The following is a 17,299-nucleotide window of genomic DNA, read 5'->3' as shown; positions in this document are numbered from 1 at the left end:
ACCAGGGACGGCAACCTGGCAGCGCTCCAAGCCTGTGGAAGAAATGCCCAAGGCTTCCATAGGGAACAATGCTTGGGCCAAGCAGCCGTGTCTTCAGGCCTTTGTCGCCGGCGACCGGTACCGCCGATAGAGAGAGGAACTTCGATGATTGGGGCAACGGAAACGCTGGCGAATATCGATCTCTTCGAGGACGCCCCGCCGGAGCTCGTCAGCAAACTGGCGGCACGCTGCCAGTGGAACACCTACCGGCAAGATCAGCAGATCGTGGGCCACCAGGACGAGTCCCGGCAGGTGTTCTTCCTTGTGCGCGGCAAGGCGCGCGCCATCGTCTACTCGGTTTCCGGCAAGGAAGTGACCTTTCGCGATATCACGGCCGGCGAGATGTTCGGCGAGTTCGCCGCCATCGATGGCAAGCCGCGGGCGGCGAGCGTGCAAGCGATCGAGGACTGTCTGGTGGCATCGATGTCGCCGCAGGTCTTCTGGGGCGCGCTCGAGGAAAGCCCCGCGATCATGGCCGCGACCTTGCAGCGCCTGGTAACCCAGATCCGCGATCTATCCGAGCGCGTGTTCGAGTTCACGGCCCTGGGGGTCAAGAACCGCATCCATGCCGAGCTCCTGCGCCTCGCCAGCCAGAACGCCAGCGAAGACAACACGGCCCGTTTGTCACCCGCGCCGAAACACGCGGAGATCGCCAGCCGCATCAGCTCGCACCGCGAAGCGGTAACCCGTGAGCTCAACCGCCTCGACCAGGACGGTGTGATCAAGCGGAAAGGGAACACCTGGGTCATTCAGGACATGAATCGCCTGTCCCGGATGGTGCACGACGTGATCGGGCACTAGGGCGGATCATGTTCAGATGGGACCACTTCGTCGTTGCCAACTAAACATGTGAATCCGCTCTGTGTCTTGCTCTAGGGGGGGCTCGCGCTCAATTGCGATCACGCAAGGATCTTGATTGAGCGCGATCCGCTCTAGGCTTGGTTGTAGGCAGCAGCTTGAGTCAGCCGCGCACCCTCGCCGCGGCACGCCCTGCCTCGGCGGCGCAGCCGAGTGGATAAAGGCCGCTGAGAATTCAACTTTGAATACAATCAGCTTATAGGAATTCTATCCAAAGGTTATGTTTTTCCGTAGATTCCCCGGCTTTCCGATCTGCGCGGGTGACCAATTTGAAATCCATGTGGTAAGTTCCGACTGACGACTACTGGTTGCCGCCGCGGTCGTCGGGCTACTTCGCTGGATCGGGTTCATGACAACTCACGACGTTGTCCGCAGGCTCGCTGCGATCTTTGTTGCCGATGCGGCAGGCTATACCCGCCACATCGTGGAGGACGAACTCGCCAGCCACAATCACTTCAAGCGTGATTACAGCGAGTTGTTCGAGCCGGCGATCGGTCGTTTCCGTGGCCGGCTGATCAAGAAGACCGGTGACGGCTTTCTGGTCGAATTCTCGAGTGTCGTCGATGCCGTCGAGTGCGCCGTCCACATCCAGTCCCAGAAGACCCGCCGGAGGGACGCGCAAGACGAGGATCCGGGCCTGGATTACCGGATCGGGATCAATGTCGGCGAAATCATCGTCGAGTCCGACGATATCTACGGTGACGACGTCAACATCGCCTTTCGGATCGAACAACTCGTCGAGCCGGGCAACATCTGCCTGACATCGGCGGCCTTCGAGAGCGTGAGAAACCGGCTGGACCTCGGGTTCGAGAGCCTCGGCAGTCACCAGGTCAAGAACATCCTGGAGCCGATCGGTGTCTATCGCGTGACTCTGGATCAGGCGACGGCGGGAGGCCCCGAGGGCCGCCGCCCTGCGCGCAGTCTCCCGTCGAAGCCCTCGATCGCACTTCTGCCCTTCATCAACATGAGCGGCGGTGCGGAGTGGAACTACTTCTCGGATGGCATCACCAACGACCTGATTACGGAACTTTCGCGCTTCAAGTCGCTCTTCGTGATCGCACGGAACTCGTCCTTCGCGTTTCAGAACAAGCCGGTCAACGTTCGCGAGATCGGCCGCGATCTGGGCGTCCAATACATTATGGAGGGCAGTATCCGGCGCGCCGTGAACCGTGTCCGCATTACGGTCCAGCTGGTCGACGCGCAGACCGGCACCCACCTCTGGGCGGAGCGCTACGACCGAGACATGGAGGACATCTTCGCGGTCCAGGACGAGGTCACGCGGACCATTGTCGCCACCTTGGTCGGGCGCGTCGAATCAGACGTTCTGCAGCGGGCGAAACGTAAGCCGACGGAGGTCTTGGCGGCCTACGATTACCTGCTGCAAGGTTTGGATCACTTCAACCGGCTGACGCAAGAGGACAACGCGCAGGCTGCGGCGCTCTTCGCGAAGGCGATCGAGCTCGACCCGGAGTACGCGCTGGCCTACGCGCATCTTGCCTCGACCTGCATGTACCAGTGGTTTTGGGAGGTCAGTCTGGATCCCTTGGACGAGCGCGCAGATGAACACGCGAAAAAAGCGATTGAACTTGATGAGGAAGAAAGCCGCTGTCACATGATTTACGGCCGAGTGCAGCTTTATCGGCGAAACTTCGGTCAAGCACTCCATCACCATGAACGTGGTGTAAACCTCAACCCGAACGATGCGGACGGGGCGGCCCATATGGGCATGCTCTTGACCTTCATGGGCAACCCGGAGGACGGCATCTCCTGGCTCGAGCACGCGATGCGGCTCAATCCCTACCATCCAGACTGGTACTTTGAAGATCTGGGGCAGTCCTTGTACACGGCAGGGCGCTATCGAGAGGCGGCGGACATTATCGAACGGGTGGCGACGCCGCCCCTGTGGCTCACGATATGGCTGGCTGCCTGCTACGGCAAATTGGGTCAAAGGCGCGAGGCTGAGGCTCTGGTCGGGCGGATTGTCGCGGTCGGAGCCGATATCGAATGGGAGCGTTTCGCCAAAAAGGAACCATTCCAGCACCATGCCGATATGGAAAACCTGCTCGACGGCCTGAGAGTCGCGGGCTTGATCACCTGAGAGGACTTACTGCTCTAGCCGGGTCCGGTACCGTCGGCGCGGCCTCTGTGTAGCTGACGAGGTGGGCTCTTGACGGTCTGCCGGTCTTTCATCGACAATCAAATAATTCCTGCCTTTGATACTTGCCTGAGAATTTGAGTATTGAAACCGGTGACAAAGAAGACCTACGAGAGAATTGCTCCCTTTTACAATCTTCTGGATGCGCCACACGAGTTGACTTGGCGGCGACGTCAAAGGGCCTCGCTCTTTGAAGGCTTGTCCGGTCGCATCCTGGACGCGGGAGTGGGTACAGGCCGAAACGTAGCTTTTTACCCCTCCGACAGCCGTGTAGTCGGGATCGACAAGAGTCCTCGAATGCTCAGGCTTGCTCGTCTGGAGTCCGAGAAGATCGGAAAGCCGGCACAATTTCTCGAGATGGATGTGATGAGAACGGCCTTTCCGGACCGCTGCTTTGACGGCATCGTGGCGACGCTGTTGTTCGGAATACTGCGCGAGGATCAGCAACTCTGTGCCTTGACGGAGCTTGCTCGCATCTGCAAGCCATGCGGCTCCATCCGGTTGCTCGACTATGCCATGTCGCGCCGATTGCTGCCCCGCTTGATCATGACCCTGGTAAAGCCATGGTCGCTCTACCTTTTTGACCAGCGTTTCGATGCCAAGACGGAGCCTCATTTGGCGGACGCGGGCCTGGAAGTCTTGGAGCGGCGCGACATCCTTGGCGACGCCGCCAAGATCTTGGTTCTGAGGCCGTCCTCCTCATCCCCGGCGTTCTCGCCAGGGGCAGCGTCTGCCACCGCCACTCTCCATGCGTGACGATCAACCGGGTCATTCTCCTTATGAAAGAAGCAATTCGGTTTCTTCTTTGGCCGTTCCTCTTCGTTGCGGCTGTTCTGGCTCTCGATCGAATCGTGACGCAGGATTATGGCTGGCTCGGGTTCAACGTCTTGTATGTCGGGTTCGCGCTGGCTCTGCTCGTCCTCGAGCGTCTCTTGCCCTATGAGCCCAGTTGGCGGCGCCCGGACCGCCAGCTAAGCCTCGACATCGGGCACACGCTTCTCACCAAGGGCGGCGGGCAGATGGCCGTCGTTTCGGCGGGCCTCCTGGGGCTCGCCGAGCTTGCGGCGCCCGACAGCAGCCTTCTGTGGCCGAACGATTGGCCGCTCTGCGCCCAGGTAATACTCGGTCTACTGGTCGCCGACTTCGGCCTCTACTGGGCCCACCGGCTGGCCCATGAAAAGAGGTTCCTATGGCGCTTCCATGTCGTGCATCACAGCGTGCGCCGACTCTGGTTCTTCAATACCGGCCGTTTTCACTTCGTCGATGGGCTGGTCAGCCTCGTGCTCAGCCAACCGCTCCTCTACTTGGTCGGCGCGCCGGCCGAGATCTTCATGTGGGTGACCGGCGTTACCGCCATCGTCGGACTCCTGACCCACTGCAACGTGGACCTTCGCACCGGGCCCCTCGACTACCTGTTCAATACGCCGCGCCTGCACCGCTGGCACCATTCCCGGGTCGCCTCGGAAGGCAACAGGAATTTCGGAGAGAACTTCATCGTCTGGGATCTGGTGTTCGGCACCTACTTCAATCCGGACCGGCGGCCGCCTACAGAGATTGGCGCCGACGAGTGCCTTCCGAATAGCTTTCTAGCCCAATTGGCGGCCCCTTTCACCAGCGGGTATGAAGCGGCTCAGGACTCCTTCGGCCCGGCCGGGGAGGCGGCCGCCGGAGAAAGCCGCCGCGCCTAAAGCGGTTTCGCCGACTTGTCGGGCGACGCCGGACCAGCCTCTTCGTCTCCGATTTGCTCCAGCAGGCGTCTCAGATCCTCGGCGTTGCCCTCTGAAATCCGGGTCGCGTAGTAGGGGTGGGTCAGGCGGCGGCCGGTGGCCCGGGCCAGAAAGTTGCGTCCTCGGATGTGTCCGATATCGAGCAGGAAGCGGTGGGTCAGCCACTTTCTGGCCGGCACCAGGCCCATGGAGTCGGCGGAGATCCTCTCCAGGTGATCGACCGTCATGCGGTCGTAGAGATTGAGGCGCGCGGGCTCCGCGAACCATTGATCGAAGGCGGCGCGGGCGGCGAGGACCGGCCGCTCGGTTCCCTGATTGGTTCCCTGGCCTCGCGACCAGGCCGCCTCGAAGGCGCGGGCGACGTCGCCGTAGAAGTGATCGCTGCGCTTCTCCTGCCAGGGCTCGTCAAAGCCCGCTTGGCGCAGTTCCCAGGCGATCCAGGTCGAGACCGCCTCGGCCGTCGCCTCGCGGACCCGTCTCAGCAGGATCAGGTCCGACGCCGGGTAATAGCGGTTATCGGAGAACTTTCCGTGCTGCGGCACGTGGGAGAGCTCGTGAGCCAGGAATGCGATCTTCTCGCCTTCGTTCAGATTGGCGCGAATGCCGATGAGACGCATGCCCGACCGGTAATAGCCGAGAAGAGTAGTCTGCCCGTCGATGCAGACGACCGCTCGCCGCTCCGCCGCCCGCGCGATCAATGTCCTCGCCAAGTCGCTGTGCGACAGGATCCGGAACAGCCGAACGAGTTCAGCATTCTGCCCGGCGCCACGACGCAGCAGACCGACCTGGTCGCAGGTGTCCCGGGCCTTGTCGACCAGGGAGACCAGTCTTTCGATCCGTCCGGCACCGAGTCCGGCAAAGGGTGAGACCGCCTGGGCGCGATCCACCGGCGCGACGCTCGCGCTGGTCGCGCCCGGAAGGGACAGTCCGTAGAGGAAGCCGAAAACGAGGGACGCCGCGATCGGCAGCAGCGGTAGATAACGCCGGCGGCCCAAGCCGCGCCGGTGACTGCTTGCTGGTTCGCTCTTGTTCTCTGGCATGCCTGTCGAATCGGAGAGATCGCTCGAGGATGGTACGAGACGGAGCATAGGCGACGGGCCTTAATCTTTGCCTGCCGCGGCGAGGCGCCTTCAAAATGTTGTTAATCCGAAGGCACTAGATTTCTTCATCAAGACATGCGTCGCGAGGGGGTGCCCGGTGTTCCAGACCAGCCGAGAGGCTCAGCAACGAGAGGTCGCCGCTACGAGCGCGGCCGCGGAGGCGAGGAAGCCGATCCAGCACTCGGTCATCGGCCCCGACCTGGTGATCACCGGTGATCTGGTGAGCACTGGCGACATCCGTATCGATGGCCGCGTAGACGGCAAGATCTGTTGTCGAACCCTGACTCTGGGACCTCAACCCGTGATCAACAGCGCCATATCCGCGGAAACGGTGCGCATTTGCGGCGCCTTTTCGGGCGAGGTCAAGGCCACCAAGGTCGTTCTGACGAGCACGGCGAAGGTCACTGGCGATATCGCCCAGGACATCCTGGAGATCGAAGCCGGCGCCTTCCTGGAGGGGCAGGTGACCCGCCTTTCGACACTTTAACATAAAGTTAGTAGGCGAAATGTAAGATCACTTTTGTGCTATTCATTCCAGACTATCGGATGATGCATGTGCCTCTCTTCGAACTACCCCGCCCGCACGAGGCGGGGTATTTTTTTGGTCTGACTTGGGCGCGCCCATTCTATCGCCTCAAATGAGAAACCCGGCACGAAGCTCGTGCCGGGTTTCGCTGCCTTGGTGGCTTTGCCTCGAGGTCCGCTGTTAGGGCGAACCGCGCAGCAAGACGCTTAGTGCATCTGCACGTCACCAATGCGCCAGGGTAGGATCGGCGCCTGATTGCCTTCCACCTTGGCGACCGGCTTGCTCGCCGGCTTGGCCATGGGCTTCTTGGCCACCGCTTTCTTGGCCATTGGCTTCTTGGCCGGCGCCTTTTTAGCCATCGGCTTCCTGGCAGCCGCCTTCTTCGCCATCGGCTTGCGGGCCGTCGACTTGCGGGCGGTAACCTTCTTGGCCGCGGGCTTGCGGGCGGTGGATTTCCGAGCCGTGGTCTTGCGGGCCGCGGGCTTGCGGGCCGCAGTCTTCCGGGCGGTCGTCTTCCGAGCGGTCGTCTTCCGAGCGGTCGACTTGCGGGCCGGCGACTTCCGAGCGGTCGTCTTCCGAGCGGTCGACTTCCGGGCCGTCTTCCGGGCCGGCGACTTCCGAGCGGTGGACTTCCGAGCGGTGGACTTCCGGGCGGTCGTCTTCCGAGCGGTCGACTTCCGGGCCGTCTTCCGAGCCGGCGACTTCCGAGCGGTGGACTTCCGGGCGGTCGTCTTCCGAGCGGTCGACTTCCGGGCCGTCTTCCGAGCGGTGGACTTCCGGGCGGTCGTCTTCCGAGCGGTCGACTTCCGGGCGGTCGTCTTCCGGGCCGGCGACTTCCGGGCGGTCGTCTTCCGAGCGGTCGTCTTCCGAGCCGGCGACTTCCGAGCGGTCGTCTTCCGAGCGGTAGACTTGCGGGCCGCAGTCTTGCGGACCGCCGTCTTCCGAGCGGTGGACTTACGGGCCGCCGTCTTGCGGACCGCCGTCTTTCGAGCCGTCGTCTTCCGAGCAGTCGTCTTACGGGCTGCAGGCTTCCGGGCCGTGGACTTACGGGCCGTCGTCTTGCGAGCCGTGGACTTCCTCGCAACAGTCCGCTTGGCCGCCGGCTTGCGAGCCGTCGTCTTGCGAGCGGTCGTCTTGCGGGCCGTCGTCTTCTTGGCGGCGACCTTTCTGGTACCAGGCCTCTTGGCACCGGCCTTCTTGACCGGGCGCCTCTTGGCGCTGGACTTCTTGGTGGTAGCCATTAATCAATCCTCACGTCGTGGCTAGGCTCTGGCACCATGTGATGCCGTCTAGTCCGTGTAAGTCCATTCAGTTAAGAAAGACTTACTGTATTCCGCAGAAATCACCGCCCTATACTCTGTCTATCTTGTCCCTAGTCATGTTCCTTGCTGTCCGCATTATCACCCAGAAATATTGGCTCCGGCAGGGTTATCCGGGGCGGTGGGTTCTAATTCAACCATGTAACGTATTGTTTTCTATCGATATATCATCATCATGTATCGTATAAGTTTAGATTTCAGATAAGACAAGGTAATTACTTTGATATTGCAATTTTGTTCTTGAGTTTTTCTGTGATGCTAATGCGCATGTAGTGAAAGTCGCAAACGCTCAGCTAAAAACCTATGACAGATTGCAGTAGCCCGGGCGCGCAAGAAGACCCGCTTCGGACCTGCACCAGTCGACTGCCGGAATCCGATAGTCGAGCCCCCATGAATTCGGGGTCCGGAAAAAGAAAATCCCCGTTGCACAGCTTGCTGGCAACGGGGACAAGTTGAACAGGGAGGAGGCCCTAGAAGGGCATGACGTCACCGTAGAGCGGCCATGGTTAATGAAGCGTTAACGGAAAACAAAAAATTTGCCGAAAATTTGACCGAAGCGGAAAGCCGCAGGAGGCGTCGGTTGGGCGGCCGCGCCAGAGAATTATGGTGGCCGGGCGGTGCCGCCATTATTGTGGCGCTGCGATCGCTGAAGCCGCTTGTCCGTTCCGATGAATCAGAAGGCCGCCCAGAGCACCGACACACCCGCGGGAGAGGATCCCGGCGCGGCGGCCCTCCGCGTCGCTGACCTGAGCCACGACTTCGGCACCTTTCGGGCGCTCGACCAGGTCTCTTTCACCATTCCCCGCGGCGTCTTCACGGTTCTGCTGGGTCAGAACGGAGCGGGCAAGACGACGCTCTTCTCGCTGGCGACCCGGCTCTACGACAATCGGAACGGCTCGATCCGCGTGTTCGGCCGCGAGCTCCGGCAAAGCCCGTGTGAGGCGCTGGCGCGCATCGGCGTGGTGTTCCAGCAACGCACTCTGGACCTCGACCTGACCGTTATGCAGAACCTGCTCTATCACGGGGCGCTTCACGGCATGGCGCGCGCCGAGGCGCGTGCCCGGGCGACCCGTGAACTGGAGCGCCTGGGGCTGCTGGAGCGGGCCGCGGACAAGGTCAGGGAGCTTTCCGGCGGGCAGTTGCGCCGGGTCGAGATTGCCCGCGCTCTCCTGCACCGGCCCCGGCTGCTGCTGCTCGACGAGCCGACAGTGGGTCTCGACATCGGCAGCCGCCAGGGCATCATCGATCATGTCCGCCGTCTGGTGCGGGAGGAGGGCCTGGGCCTGCTCTGGGCGACCCACCTGATCGACGAGGTGGCGGCGGACGACGGCGTGATCGTCCTGCATCGCGGCAAGGTCGTCGACCAGGGCCCGGTCAGCGAGCTGGTCGCCCGGGCTGGCGCCGCCGATATCCGCCAGGCCTTCGCCAGGCTCACCGCCGGGCAGCCGTCATGACGCCGGTGCAGTATTGGCGCTGCCTCGCCGGGGTGGTGGCGCGCGAGGCGCTGCGCTTCCTGCACCAGCGCGAGCGCTTTGTCGCGGCGCTGGTCCGGCCCCTGGTCTGGCTTTTCATCTTCGCGGTCGGCTTCCGATCGGTCCTGGGCGTCTCGATCGTGCCGCCCTACGAGACCTACGTGCTCTACGAAGTCTACATCACCCCGGGCCTGGTCGGCATGATCCAATTATTCAACGGCATGCAGTCGTCGCTGTCGATGGTCTACGACCGGGAAATGGGCAACATGCGCATCCTGCTGGTCAGCCCCATGCCGCGGGCCTACCTCCTCACCTGCAAGCTGCTGGCCGGAGTCGCCGTATCGCTGCTCCAGGTCTACGTCTTCCTCATGATCGCCTGGTTCTGGGAGATCCAGCCGCCGCCCGTCGGCTATCTCACCTTGATCCCGGCGCTGCTGCTGTCGGGTATGATGGTCGGCGCCCTTGGGCTCGTCCTGTCGTCCCTGATCAAGCAGCTCGAGAACTTCGCGGGCGTGATGAACTTTGTCATCTTCCCGATGTTCTTCGCCTCCTCGGCGCTCTATCCCCTGTGGAAGATCGAGGAATCGAGCCAGCTGCTCTATCGTATCTGTAACGCCAACCCCTTCACCCACGCCGTCGAGCTGATCCGTTTCGCCCTCTACGGCCAGCTCAACGTGCAAGCGCTGCTGGTTGTGACCGGCTGCACCCTCGTCTTCATGGGCCTGGCGATCTACGGCTACGATCCCGCACGGGGCCTGATCGCGCGCCGTGGCGGGCCGGGCGGGTAGGGGATCCCTCAGATCCCCCCACGATCGGCGTCGGCTCAGCCCAGCAGGGTCAGGACGTTACCGTCGGGGTCCTTGAAATGGGCGAGGGTGCCGCCCCAGCGCTGCCTCGCCGGCGGGGAGACGAAGACGACGCCGCGGTCTTTCAGGGTTTCATAGGTCTCGTCGATGTCCTCGACCCTGAGCGAGACGCCGACCAGGCGGCCGACGAGTGCCTCGCCCTCGGCGTCGCCCGGCTCGACCCGCTCCAGCCCGAAGCAAGGGCCGCCGAGGTCGTACTCTGCCCAGCCGAAATCGTCGCTGCGAAAGCGCTCCTCGAGGCCCAAAGTCTCACGAAAGAAGGCGCAGGCCTCGGGCCACCGCCGGACGAAAATGCGCACCGCATATAGCTGCATCACTCGGCTTCCTTGGCGGATTTCTGAACGGGTTCATGAGGCGGCAAGGGCGCCACCTTGGCAACCCTCGGATCGTGCGCCGGCAGCCCGATAGATTCTAAGGGCTCAGGCATGTTGCCGTTTGTTGTCGAACGGCGGTCTCCACGGCGGGGCTGATCCACAGCCTTGTCCGCGGACCGTCCAAACAAGGGCGCCACAGGGCAAAGATTCGAGGTGCTCGTGCAATAGAAGTCACTATTACTGATTTAGATTTTTATTTTTACTCTGATTGGCAACATAAATATGATGTAAGTTAGAGATAATATTGTGGAATTAAGCCATCAATTTTGAAATTCTTTTAAGAATTACTCTAATAAAGTCGTCACTGCACTCTAGGGTTCGGGAACAGCCGAGGCTCTAGCTGGTCACTAGGACTTTGGAACAATTGGCTGAGGGGACACCGCTTATGCGTAGTTGCTATCGAAAAGCCGCCTGTTTGCTTGCCTTTCTTGCTGTTTATGCGGTGCCGACCGCACAAGCGAACGAAGTGACCATCGCCGGATCGACCACGGTGGCGAGCACCGTCCTCACGCCCCATGAGACAAGTATCGAAAAGCGGGCCGGTCGGCGCATCCGAGTGAATTCGATCGGTAGCAGCCGCGGTGTCGTCGCCCTTTACGAGGGCAATGCCGACCTTGCGGCGATCTCGGCGCCTTTGGCCGACGTCGTTCGCAAGATCAACACCAAACGGCCGGGCACCATCGACGGGCGCAGCCTAGTCGCACATGAAATCGGCGCCACCAGGGTCGCCTTCGTCGTCCATCCCACCAACCCGATCAAGCAGCTCAGCTTGCGGCAGATAACCGACATCCTTGCCGGCCGAGTCCGGTTCTGGAGCGAGGTTGGCGGCCTCGACGAGCCCATCAACATCATCACCGAGTACCGGGGCGGTGGCATCCGAACGCTGGTCGAGAAGACGATCGGTGATTGGGGCGACGCGTTGACCGAGGTCAACAGCGTGCAGACCGGACCCCAGATCATTTTCGCAGTCGGCCGGGTGCCCAATGCCTTGGGCGTCGCCAGCGCCAGCATGGTCGACAAGCGTGTCTACTCGCTGGTCACCGACAAGTCGATCACACAACCCATGTACCTCGTCACGAAGGGAAAGCCGAGCCGCGCCCTGGCAAAGGTGATCGAGGCGACGCGATACATTGCGAGTGGTGCAGCCGGCGGCGTCTGAGCCGCCGCCTTCTTGGCCGCGGTTGTTAGCGCCCGGCCGATCGTCTACCGTAATCTTCCGACCGGCGCAGACACCGCGTCCAACGGCAAGACGGATATCGATGAGCGTGTCGCAGGAAAAGGTTTACTCGGACACCGAGGTGACGGACCGCCTTGCGCGGGAACTTCCGGCCTGGCGCTTCGAAGGTGGATTCATTCGGCGCAAGTACGAGACCCACGGGTGGAAGGGGACGCTCATGGTGATCAACACGGTCGGCCATCTGGCCGAGGCGGCGTGGCACCATCCGGACATCGCGGCCTCCTTCCCCTGGGTCGAGGTTTGCCTGCAGACCCACGACGCCGACGGGATCACTGACAAGGACTTTGAGCTCGCGCGCAAGATCGAGGAGGTCATCGCCTGGCAGCCCGGTCTCGAAGGGGGCGCGCTCACCGGCACCCCGTCCGACCCGCGTTTCGCCTATATCAAGTACCGCAAGTAGCCCGAGCTAGAGAGCGCGGGCGTCCTCCAGCGCGGCCTCGATCGCGCTCACGCGCGGATCGGCGTCGCCGGCGCCGAGCACTTCGCCATCGACCGAGGCGACGCGCCGCAGCCCGATCAGACTGTTGGTCACGAAGAGACCCCGGGCCGCGGCGAGGGCTTCTGCGGGCAGCGGCCGTTCCTCTACTTCAATGCCGAGCCGCGGCGCCATCTCCAGGATCGCCGCGCGGGTGATGCCGGGCAGCGCGCCGTCGGCGAGCGGCGGCGTCGCCAGCCGCTCGTCGAGCACAAGAAAGAGGTTGCTCGCGCTGCCGCAGGACAGCCTCCCCTCCGTGTTCAACATCAGCGCCTCGTCGGCGCCGCGTTCCTCGGCTTCCCGGCGGGCCATGACGTTGTCGAGATAGTTGAGCGTCTTGAGGGACGCGCAGGGCGAGTGCTCGTTGCGCCGGACCCCGGCGGCGATCACGGCGGCGGCCGGGCCTAAGACGGGGCGGGACCAGGCCTCGGCGCTGATCATCACGGTCGGGTTGCTGTCGCGCGGCGGCAGCAGACCGCGGGCGCCAGGGCCACGGGTGAGCGTGATGCGCAGGGCGGCCGTGCCGTCGGTCAGGGCCTCGGCGTCGAGCAGGTTGGCGATCGCCCGCGCGGCCTCGTCCTCCGTCAGCGCCAGGGGAATGCCCAGCTTGCGGGCGCCCGTGGCGAGGCGGCGATAGTGCGGCGCGAGGTCGAGCGGCCGGCCGGAGCGGCAGAGCAGTGTCTCGAACAGCCCGTCGCCGAGCAGCAGGCCCCGATCCCTGGGGTCGATCCGCGCGTCCCGCGGGCCGACCAGCCGGCCGTTCAGGAAGATCATGCGGCGCGGCCGGTCTTCGGACGCGCGCGGCCCCAGCGACCGCCGAGAGCGAGGAAGTTGCGCAGCAGTTCGTGGCCACCGTCGGTTAGGACCGCCTCGGGGTGGAACTGCACCCCGACAACGGGATGGTACCGGTGTCGCAGGGCCATGATTTCGCCCTGTTCGCTGCGCGCGGTGACCCGCAGCTCACCGGGCAGACCGGACTCGGCGACGATCAGCGAGTGATAGCGCGTGGCCCTCAGCGGATTGGGCAGGCCTTGGAAGATGTCCTCGCCGTCATGGGCCAGCAGCGAGGTCTTGCCGTGCATCGGGCGACGCGCCCGGGTCACCGTGCCGCCGTAGGCCTGGCCGATGCACTGGTGGCCCAGGCAGACGCCGAGCACTGGAACACGGCTGCCCAGGCGCCGCACCAGCTCGACCGAGATGCCCGCCTCGTCGGGCGTGCAGGGGCCGGGGGAGAGAACGACGTGGCTAGGCGCCAGGGCTTCGACCTCGGCGCAGGTGAGGGAATCGTTGCGCCGCACCTCGGTGACGCAACCCAGCTCGCGGAAGTAGCGCGCCAGGTTGTGGACGAAGGAATCGTAATTGTCGATCAGAAGGATCATCGGCCGCCCGCGGAGATCGCGTGCAGCAAGGCCTCGGCCTTGTCCAGCGTCTCCTGGTACTCCCGGGCCGGATCGGAGTCGGCCACGATGCCGCCGCCGGCCTGGAAAGTCGCGTTGCGTCCGCGGATCGCGTAGCTGCGGATGACGATGTTGCTGTCCATGTCCCCCGTGAAAGCCAGATAGCCGATGGCGCCGCAATAGGGCCCACGGTTGGTCGGCTCCAGCTCGGCGATGATCTCCATGGCGCGGATCTTGGGCGCCCCGGTGATCGAGCCGCCCGGAAAACTGGCCATCAGCAGATCGACGGCGGTCATGCCGGGGCGCAGCTCGCCGACCACTGTGGAGACCAAATGGAACACCGTGGCATAGGGTTCCAGCACGCAGAGCTCGGGCACCTCGACGCTGCTGTCCCGGCAGACCCGCGACAAGTCGTTACGCAGCAGATCAACGATCATGACGTTCTCGGCCCTGTCCTTCTCGCTCGCGAGCAGCTCGAGCGCGAGGTCGTCGTCCCTGCGCGGCGTCCGGCCGCGCGGACGGGTGCCCTTGATCGGCCGGGTCTCGACCCGGCCGCCGCGCAGCTTGAGAAAGCGTTCCGGCGAGGAGGACGCCAGGGCCACGTCGCCGAACCGCAGATAGGCGGCGAAGGGTGCGGGGTTAACGGCCCTGAGCCGGCCATAGAGATCGAGGGGCGTCATCCCGTCAGGCAGGTCGAAGCTGAAGCGCTGGGACAGGTTCGCTTGGAAGATATCGCCGGCGTGGATGTAGTCGATCACCCGCTGAACCGCCGCCTCGTAGGCTTCGCGGGAGAAGTTCGCGGTGACCGCCACCTCGGCCGGCACGGCCGGCGCCGGCACCTTGTTGGCGCTCTCGAGGCGTTCGCGGAAGCGCCCAGCCCGGGCCTCGGCGCGCTGTTGCCGTGCAGCTGCCGCCCGCTCCGGGTAGCCGGAAGACAGGATCCAGGTCTTGCGCTCGCGATGGTCGAAGGCGATCACCGTATCGAAGAACCCCAGTGCCATGTCCGGGAACGCCATGTCGTCCTCGGCCGGCAGCGGCAGCGCCTCGAGTTGGCGCCCGAGCTCGTAGCCGAAGTAGCCGGCGGCGCCGCCCTGGAACGGCGGCAGGTCCTCGCGGGCCGCGACCGGGAACTTCCTCAGTTCCTGATCCAGGACGTCGAAGGGGTCGGCGGCGAAACGGCGGTCTCCCAGGGTCACGACGCCGTTCTTCGCCGTCAGGGTCTGGAACGGCTCGGCGGCGATGAAGGAATAGCGGCCGAGGCGTTCGCTGGTCTGGGCGCTGTCCAGGAAAACCGCGCTGGGATCTTCGGCGAAGGCGGCGAAGGCTTCGAGGGGATCCCGGTAGGGCAGCTCGACGGCGAGCAGTCCCTCCCGCGTCGCCAGGTCACATGCCGCCATTGCCGGTTCCGTTTCTACCGCCGTTGCAAAGTCCATTGTTCGACGCGGCTGCGCGGGGGGTCAAGCGGTCTGGCCGGCCCGGGTCTTGGAGAATTGGCTTTACCCTTGTAGATCGCGCAAATATATTATGCTCAATCCAATGTCGATCGCCCATGGGAGGAACAGGACATGGCTTGGAAGACTCCGCAAGTCGTTGAGATTTCGGTAGGCCTCGAGATCAACTCTTACGTTTGCGCCGAGCTCTAGGCTGAACCGACCTAGAGCCTCTTGAAGACCCCGGAAGCCCACGCTGCGTAGGCGAAGCGCGTTCCGGGGTTTCGTTTGTCCGAGACCGGCCCGCGCGAACGATGGGACAGAGTATCTGCGCTGAGACGCGGCCACTCGATCGAAGCGGCCTGCCGCTCCTCTGGATCGGCCCGAGCGCTGGAAGACTTCTCGGCAACCCGACGGTGGACTCGTGCTGCGCATTCTGGTGCTGGGGGCGGCCGCTGGCGGCGGCTTTCCGCAATGGAATAGCAATAACGAAGCGTCGAAGCGGGCCCGCGCCGGCGACCCGGCGGCGCGTCCGGCGACCCAGTCTTCCATCGCGGTCACGGCGAACGGATCGGACTGGGTCCTGTTCAACGCCTCGCCCGACCTGCGCCAGCAGATCAACGACAATCACCAGCTTCACCCCGCGGAGGGCGTGCGGCACAGCCCGATTGTCTCGGTCATCCTGACCAACGGCGACGTCGATCACGTCGCCGGCCTCCTGACCCTGCGCGAGCGTCATCCTCTCGCGGTCTATGCGACCGGCCGGGTGCTCGACGTTCTGGCCGGTAACCCGATCTTCAACGTGCTGAACCCGGACTTCGTCGATCGCCGGCCGCTCCGCCTGGGCGGCGCGCTGGAAATCAAGACGAAGGACGACCGCGCCACGGGCATCGAGATCGAGCCCTTCTCCGTGCCCGGCAAGGTCGCGCTCTATATGGAGGATGCTTCGGCGGGCGCCGATTTCGGGACCGTCGAGGAGGACACGATCGGTCTTAGGCTGTCCGATGCCGAGCGCGGCAGCTTCTTCTACTACATCCCCGGCTGCGCCGCGCTGCCGCCCGATCTGGGCGAACGGCTCCGGGACGCGCCGCTGGTTCTTTTCGACGGCACGCTGTGGCGCGACGACGAAATGCTGCGCCAGGGCGCCGGCGTCAAGACCGGGCAGCGCATGGGCCACCTGAGCATGGCCGGGTCGGACGGGACCATGGCGGCCTTCTCGCGCCTCGATGTCGGGCGTAAGATCTTTCTCCACATCAACAACACCAACCCGGTCCTGCTTTCGGACTCACTGGAACGGTCCGAGGTCGAGGCGGCCGGGTGGGAGATCGCCTTCGACGGCATGGAGATCGAACTGTGAGTGTGTTGGCCGATAGGCGGGAAGCCGGCTCCGAAGGCCTGCTGTCCCCTTCAGAACTCGAGGCGGCTCTGCACCGGCTCGGCGCCGAGCGCTATCACAGCCTCCACCCGTTCCACAAGCTGCTCCACGGCGGCGCGTTGAATCGGGGACAGGTACAGGCCTGGGTGCTCAACCGTTACTACTATCAGAGCCGCATACCCCTGAAGGACGCCGCGCTGATGTCGCGCGCGGACGACCGGGAGCTGCGCCGCGAGTGGCGCCACCGGATCGCCGAGCACGACGGCGACCTGAACGCAGAAGACGGCGGAAACGAGGGCGGCATCGAGCGCTGGCTGGTTCTAGCCGAAGGCGTGGGCCTGGACCGGGAACTGGTGGTCTCCTGCCGCGCGGTCCTGCCGGCGACCCGCTTCGCCGTCGATGCCTACATCCGCTTCGTTCGCGAGCGCTCCCTTCTCGAGGCGGTGGCCTCGTCGCTGACCGAGCTCTTCGCGCCGAAGATCCACCAAGAGCGCATCGCCGGCCTGCTGGAGCACTACGACTTCGCGAACGAGCAGACCGTCGCCTACTTCAAGCGGCGGCTCAAGGAGGCGCCGGAAGACGTCAAGTTCGGCCTCGCCTACGTCACGCGCGAGGCGCGGACCCGGGCCGAGCAGGAGGCGGTGCTCGACGCGGTCCGCTTCAAGACCGATGTGCTCTGGTCCCAGCTCGACGCGCTTCACCACGCGTACGTCGAGCCGGGGCACATCCCGCCCGGCGCCTTCGTGCCGGAGGACCGGCAGGCCGGGAGCGGCCGCCGGCAGGACTTGCCATGAGCGAGGCCGTGGCCATCTCTAGCGCATCGGTGCCCCGCCTGCCGCCCGGGGTCAAGCTGCAGTTCAACCGGCAGCACGACAAGTGGATCATCCAGGCGCCGGAGCGGGTCTTCGAGCTCGACCAGATCGCCCTGGAGATCATCAAGCGCTGCGAC

General features: G+C 63.9%; 17 protein-coding genes and 1 pseudogene. 12 read left to right on the top strand and 6 right to left on the bottom strand.

All coding sequences use genetic code 11. The features are described 5' to 3' along the window. Window positions 1-144 precede the first annotated feature (144 nt). The 4 genes from QNJ67_13240 (at window position 145) to QNJ67_13225 (ending at window position 4,740) form a co-directional block, all read left to right on the top strand. Entirely contained in the window at window positions 145-840 is a 696-nt protein-coding gene (locus QNJ67_13240) for a Crp/Fnr family transcriptional regulator (GenBank protein MDJ0609934.1), read from the top strand. A 406-nt stretch (window positions 841-1,246) separates the two neighbouring features. Continuing rightward, window positions 1,247-2,995: an adenylate/guanylate cyclase domain-containing protein gene (locus QNJ67_13235; GenBank protein MDJ0609933.1), complete on the top strand. Its 1,749-nt coding sequence runs from the start codon at window positions 1,247-1,249 to the stop codon at window positions 2,993-2,995. 150 nt (window positions 2,996-3,145) lie between these two features. Continuing rightward, window positions 3,146-3,808: a class I SAM-dependent methyltransferase gene (locus tag QNJ67_13230; protein ID MDJ0609932.1), complete on the top strand. Its 663-nt coding sequence runs from the start codon at window positions 3,146-3,148 to the stop codon at window positions 3,806-3,808. A 95-nt stretch (window positions 3,809-3,903) separates the two neighbouring features. Next, window positions 3,904-4,740, top strand: a complete 837-nt coding sequence (locus QNJ67_13225) for a sterol desaturase family protein (GenBank protein MDJ0609931.1) — start codon at window positions 3,904-3,906, stop codon at window positions 4,738-4,740. On the opposite strand, the gene QNJ67_13220 is transcribed toward QNJ67_13225, so the two are convergent. Then, entirely contained in the window at window positions 4,737-5,819 is a 1,083-nt protein-coding gene (locus QNJ67_13220; protein ID MDJ0609930.1) for a hypothetical protein, read from the bottom strand. The genes QNJ67_13225 and QNJ67_13220 overlap by 4 nt on opposite strands. Before the next feature lie 157 nt (window positions 5,820-5,976). Here QNJ67_13220 and QNJ67_13215 point away from each other — a divergent pair, with 157 nt between their 5' ends. Next, window positions 5,977-6,366, top strand: coding sequence for a polymer-forming cytoskeletal protein (locus tag QNJ67_13215; GenBank protein ID MDJ0609929.1), 390 nt, complete (start codon window positions 5,977-5,979; stop codon window positions 6,364-6,366). Between the two features lie 245 nt (window positions 6,367-6,611). On the opposite strand, the pseudogene QNJ67_13210 reads toward QNJ67_13215, so the two are convergent. Beyond that, a pseudogene (locus QNJ67_13210) lies at window positions 6,612-7,037 on the bottom strand (histone H1-like repetitive region-containing protein). On the opposite strand from QNJ67_13210, the gene QNJ67_13205 reads away from it, so the two are divergent. The 3 genes from QNJ67_13205 (at window position 7,030) to QNJ67_13195 (ending at window position 9,984) form a co-directional block, all read left to right on the top strand. Then, window positions 7,030-7,671 (top strand): pentapeptide repeat-containing protein, encoded by a 642-nt coding sequence (locus QNJ67_13205; protein ID MDJ0609928.1) that lies wholly within the window; start codon window positions 7,030-7,032, stop codon window positions 7,669-7,671. The pseudogene QNJ67_13210 and the gene QNJ67_13205 sit on opposite strands and share 8 nt — an antisense overlap. Window positions 7,672-8,392: 721 nt before the next feature. Then, window positions 8,393-9,178 carry an ATP-binding cassette domain-containing protein gene (locus QNJ67_13200; protein MDJ0609927.1) on the top strand — a complete coding sequence of 262 codons (786 nt, stop codon included), beginning with the start codon at window positions 8,393-8,395 and terminating at the stop codon, window positions 9,176-9,178. After that, window positions 9,175-9,984, top strand: coding sequence for an ABC transporter permease (locus tag QNJ67_13195; GenBank protein ID MDJ0609926.1), 810 nt, complete (start codon window positions 9,175-9,177; stop codon window positions 9,982-9,984). Before QNJ67_13200 ends, QNJ67_13195 begins: the two co-directional genes overlap by 4 nt. 35 nt (window positions 9,985-10,019) lie before the next feature. On the opposite strand, the gene QNJ67_13190 is transcribed toward QNJ67_13195, so the two are convergent. Next, window positions 10,020-10,376 (bottom strand): VOC family protein, encoded by a 357-nt coding sequence (locus QNJ67_13190; protein MDJ0609925.1) that lies wholly within the window; start codon window positions 10,374-10,376, stop codon window positions 10,020-10,022. A 445-nt stretch (window positions 10,377-10,821) separates the two neighbouring features. Here QNJ67_13190 and QNJ67_13185 point away from each other — a divergent pair, with 445 nt between their 5' ends. Beyond that, complete coding sequence (locus QNJ67_13185) at window positions 10,822-11,595, top strand: substrate-binding domain-containing protein (GenBank protein ID MDJ0609924.1); 774 nt, start codon at window positions 10,822-10,824, stop codon at window positions 11,593-11,595. Between the two features lie 100 nt (window positions 11,596-11,695). Next, the gene (locus QNJ67_13180; protein MDJ0609923.1) at window positions 11,696-12,073 is read left to right on the top strand and encodes a 4a-hydroxytetrahydrobiopterin dehydratase; all 378 of its coding nucleotides are present in this window, start codon (window positions 11,696-11,698) and stop codon (window positions 12,071-12,073) included. A gap of 6 nt (window positions 12,074-12,079) precedes the next feature. On the opposite strand, the gene QNJ67_13175 is transcribed toward QNJ67_13180, so the two are convergent. Genes QNJ67_13175 through pabB form a run of 3 tightly spaced genes read right to left on the bottom strand, consistent with a single transcriptional unit; the run spans window position 12,080 to window position 14,942 of the window. Next, entirely contained in the window at window positions 12,080-12,922 is an 843-nt protein-coding gene (locus tag QNJ67_13175) for an aminotransferase class IV (GenBank protein MDJ0609922.1), read from the bottom strand. Next, window positions 12,919-13,527 carry an aminodeoxychorismate/anthranilate synthase component II gene (locus tag QNJ67_13170; protein ID MDJ0609921.1) on the bottom strand — a complete coding sequence of 203 codons (609 nt, stop codon included), beginning with the start codon at window positions 13,525-13,527 and terminating at the stop codon, window positions 12,919-12,921. Before QNJ67_13170 ends, QNJ67_13175 begins: the two co-directional genes overlap by 4 nt. Next, window positions 13,524-14,942 (bottom strand): aminodeoxychorismate synthase component I, encoded by a 1,419-nt coding sequence (gene pabB / locus QNJ67_13165; GenBank protein MDJ0609920.1) that lies wholly within the window; start codon window positions 14,940-14,942, stop codon window positions 13,524-13,526. Before pabB ends, QNJ67_13170 begins: the two co-directional genes overlap by 4 nt. 457 nt (window positions 14,943-15,399) lie before the next feature. Here pabB and pqqB point away from each other — a divergent pair, with 457 nt between their 5' ends. Beyond that, entirely contained in the window at window positions 15,400-16,332 is a 933-nt protein-coding gene (gene pqqB / locus QNJ67_13160) for a pyrroloquinoline quinone biosynthesis protein PqqB (protein MDJ0609919.1), read from the top strand. 38 nt (window positions 16,333-16,370) lie between these two features. Further along, complete coding sequence (gene pqqC, locus QNJ67_13155; GenBank protein ID MDJ0609918.1) at window positions 16,371-17,144, top strand: pyrroloquinoline-quinone synthase PqqC; 774 nt, start codon at window positions 16,371-16,373, stop codon at window positions 17,142-17,144. Window positions 17,145-17,299 lie beyond the last annotated feature (155 nt).

This window comes from Kiloniellales bacterium, from assembly GCA_030064845.1.
Lineage (GTDB): Bacteria > Pseudomonadota > Alphaproteobacteria > Kiloniellales > JAKSDN01 > JASJEC01.
Note: the sequence above shows the minus strand (reverse complement) of the source record. Positions and strands in the feature narration are given on the sequence as shown.

Bases quoted from the DNA above. Each gene is read 5' to 3' on its own strand.
- QNJ67_13240 (MDJ0609934.1), top strand. From the start codon at position 145: ATGATTGGGGCAACGGAAACGCTGGCGAATATCGATCTCTTCGAGGAC.
- QNJ67_13235 (MDJ0609933.1), top strand. From the start codon at position 1,247: ATGACAACTCACGACGTTGTCCGCAGGCTCGCTGCGATCTTTGTTGCC.
- QNJ67_13220 (MDJ0609930.1), bottom strand. From the start codon at position 5,819: ATGCCAGAGAACAAGAGCGAACCAGCAAGCAGTCACCGGCGCGGCTTG.
- QNJ67_13200 (MDJ0609927.1), top strand. From the start codon at position 8,393: ATGAATCAGAAGGCCGCCCAGAGCACCGACACACCCGCGGGAGAGGAT.
- QNJ67_13195 (MDJ0609926.1), top strand. From the start codon at position 9,175: ATGACGCCGGTGCAGTATTGGCGCTGCCTCGCCGGGGTGGTGGCGCGC.
- QNJ67_13190 (MDJ0609925.1), bottom strand. From the start codon at position 10,376: ATGCAGCTATATGCGGTGCGCATTTTCGTCCGGCGGTGGCCCGAGGCC.
- QNJ67_13185 (MDJ0609924.1), top strand. From the start codon at position 10,822: ATGCGTAGTTGCTATCGAAAAGCCGCCTGTTTGCTTGCCTTTCTTGCT.
- QNJ67_13180 (MDJ0609923.1), top strand. From the start codon at position 11,696: ATGAGCGTGTCGCAGGAAAAGGTTTACTCGGACACCGAGGTGACGGAC.
- QNJ67_13175 (MDJ0609922.1), bottom strand. From the start codon at position 12,922: ATGATCTTCCTGAACGGCCGGCTGGTCGGCCCGCGGGACGCGCGGATC.
- QNJ67_13170 (MDJ0609921.1), bottom strand. From the start codon at position 13,527: ATGATCCTTCTGATCGACAATTACGATTCCTTCGTCCACAACCTGGCG.
- pabB (MDJ0609920.1), bottom strand. From the start codon at position 14,942: ATGGCGGCATGTGACCTGGCGACGCGGGAGGGACTGCTCGCCGTCGAG.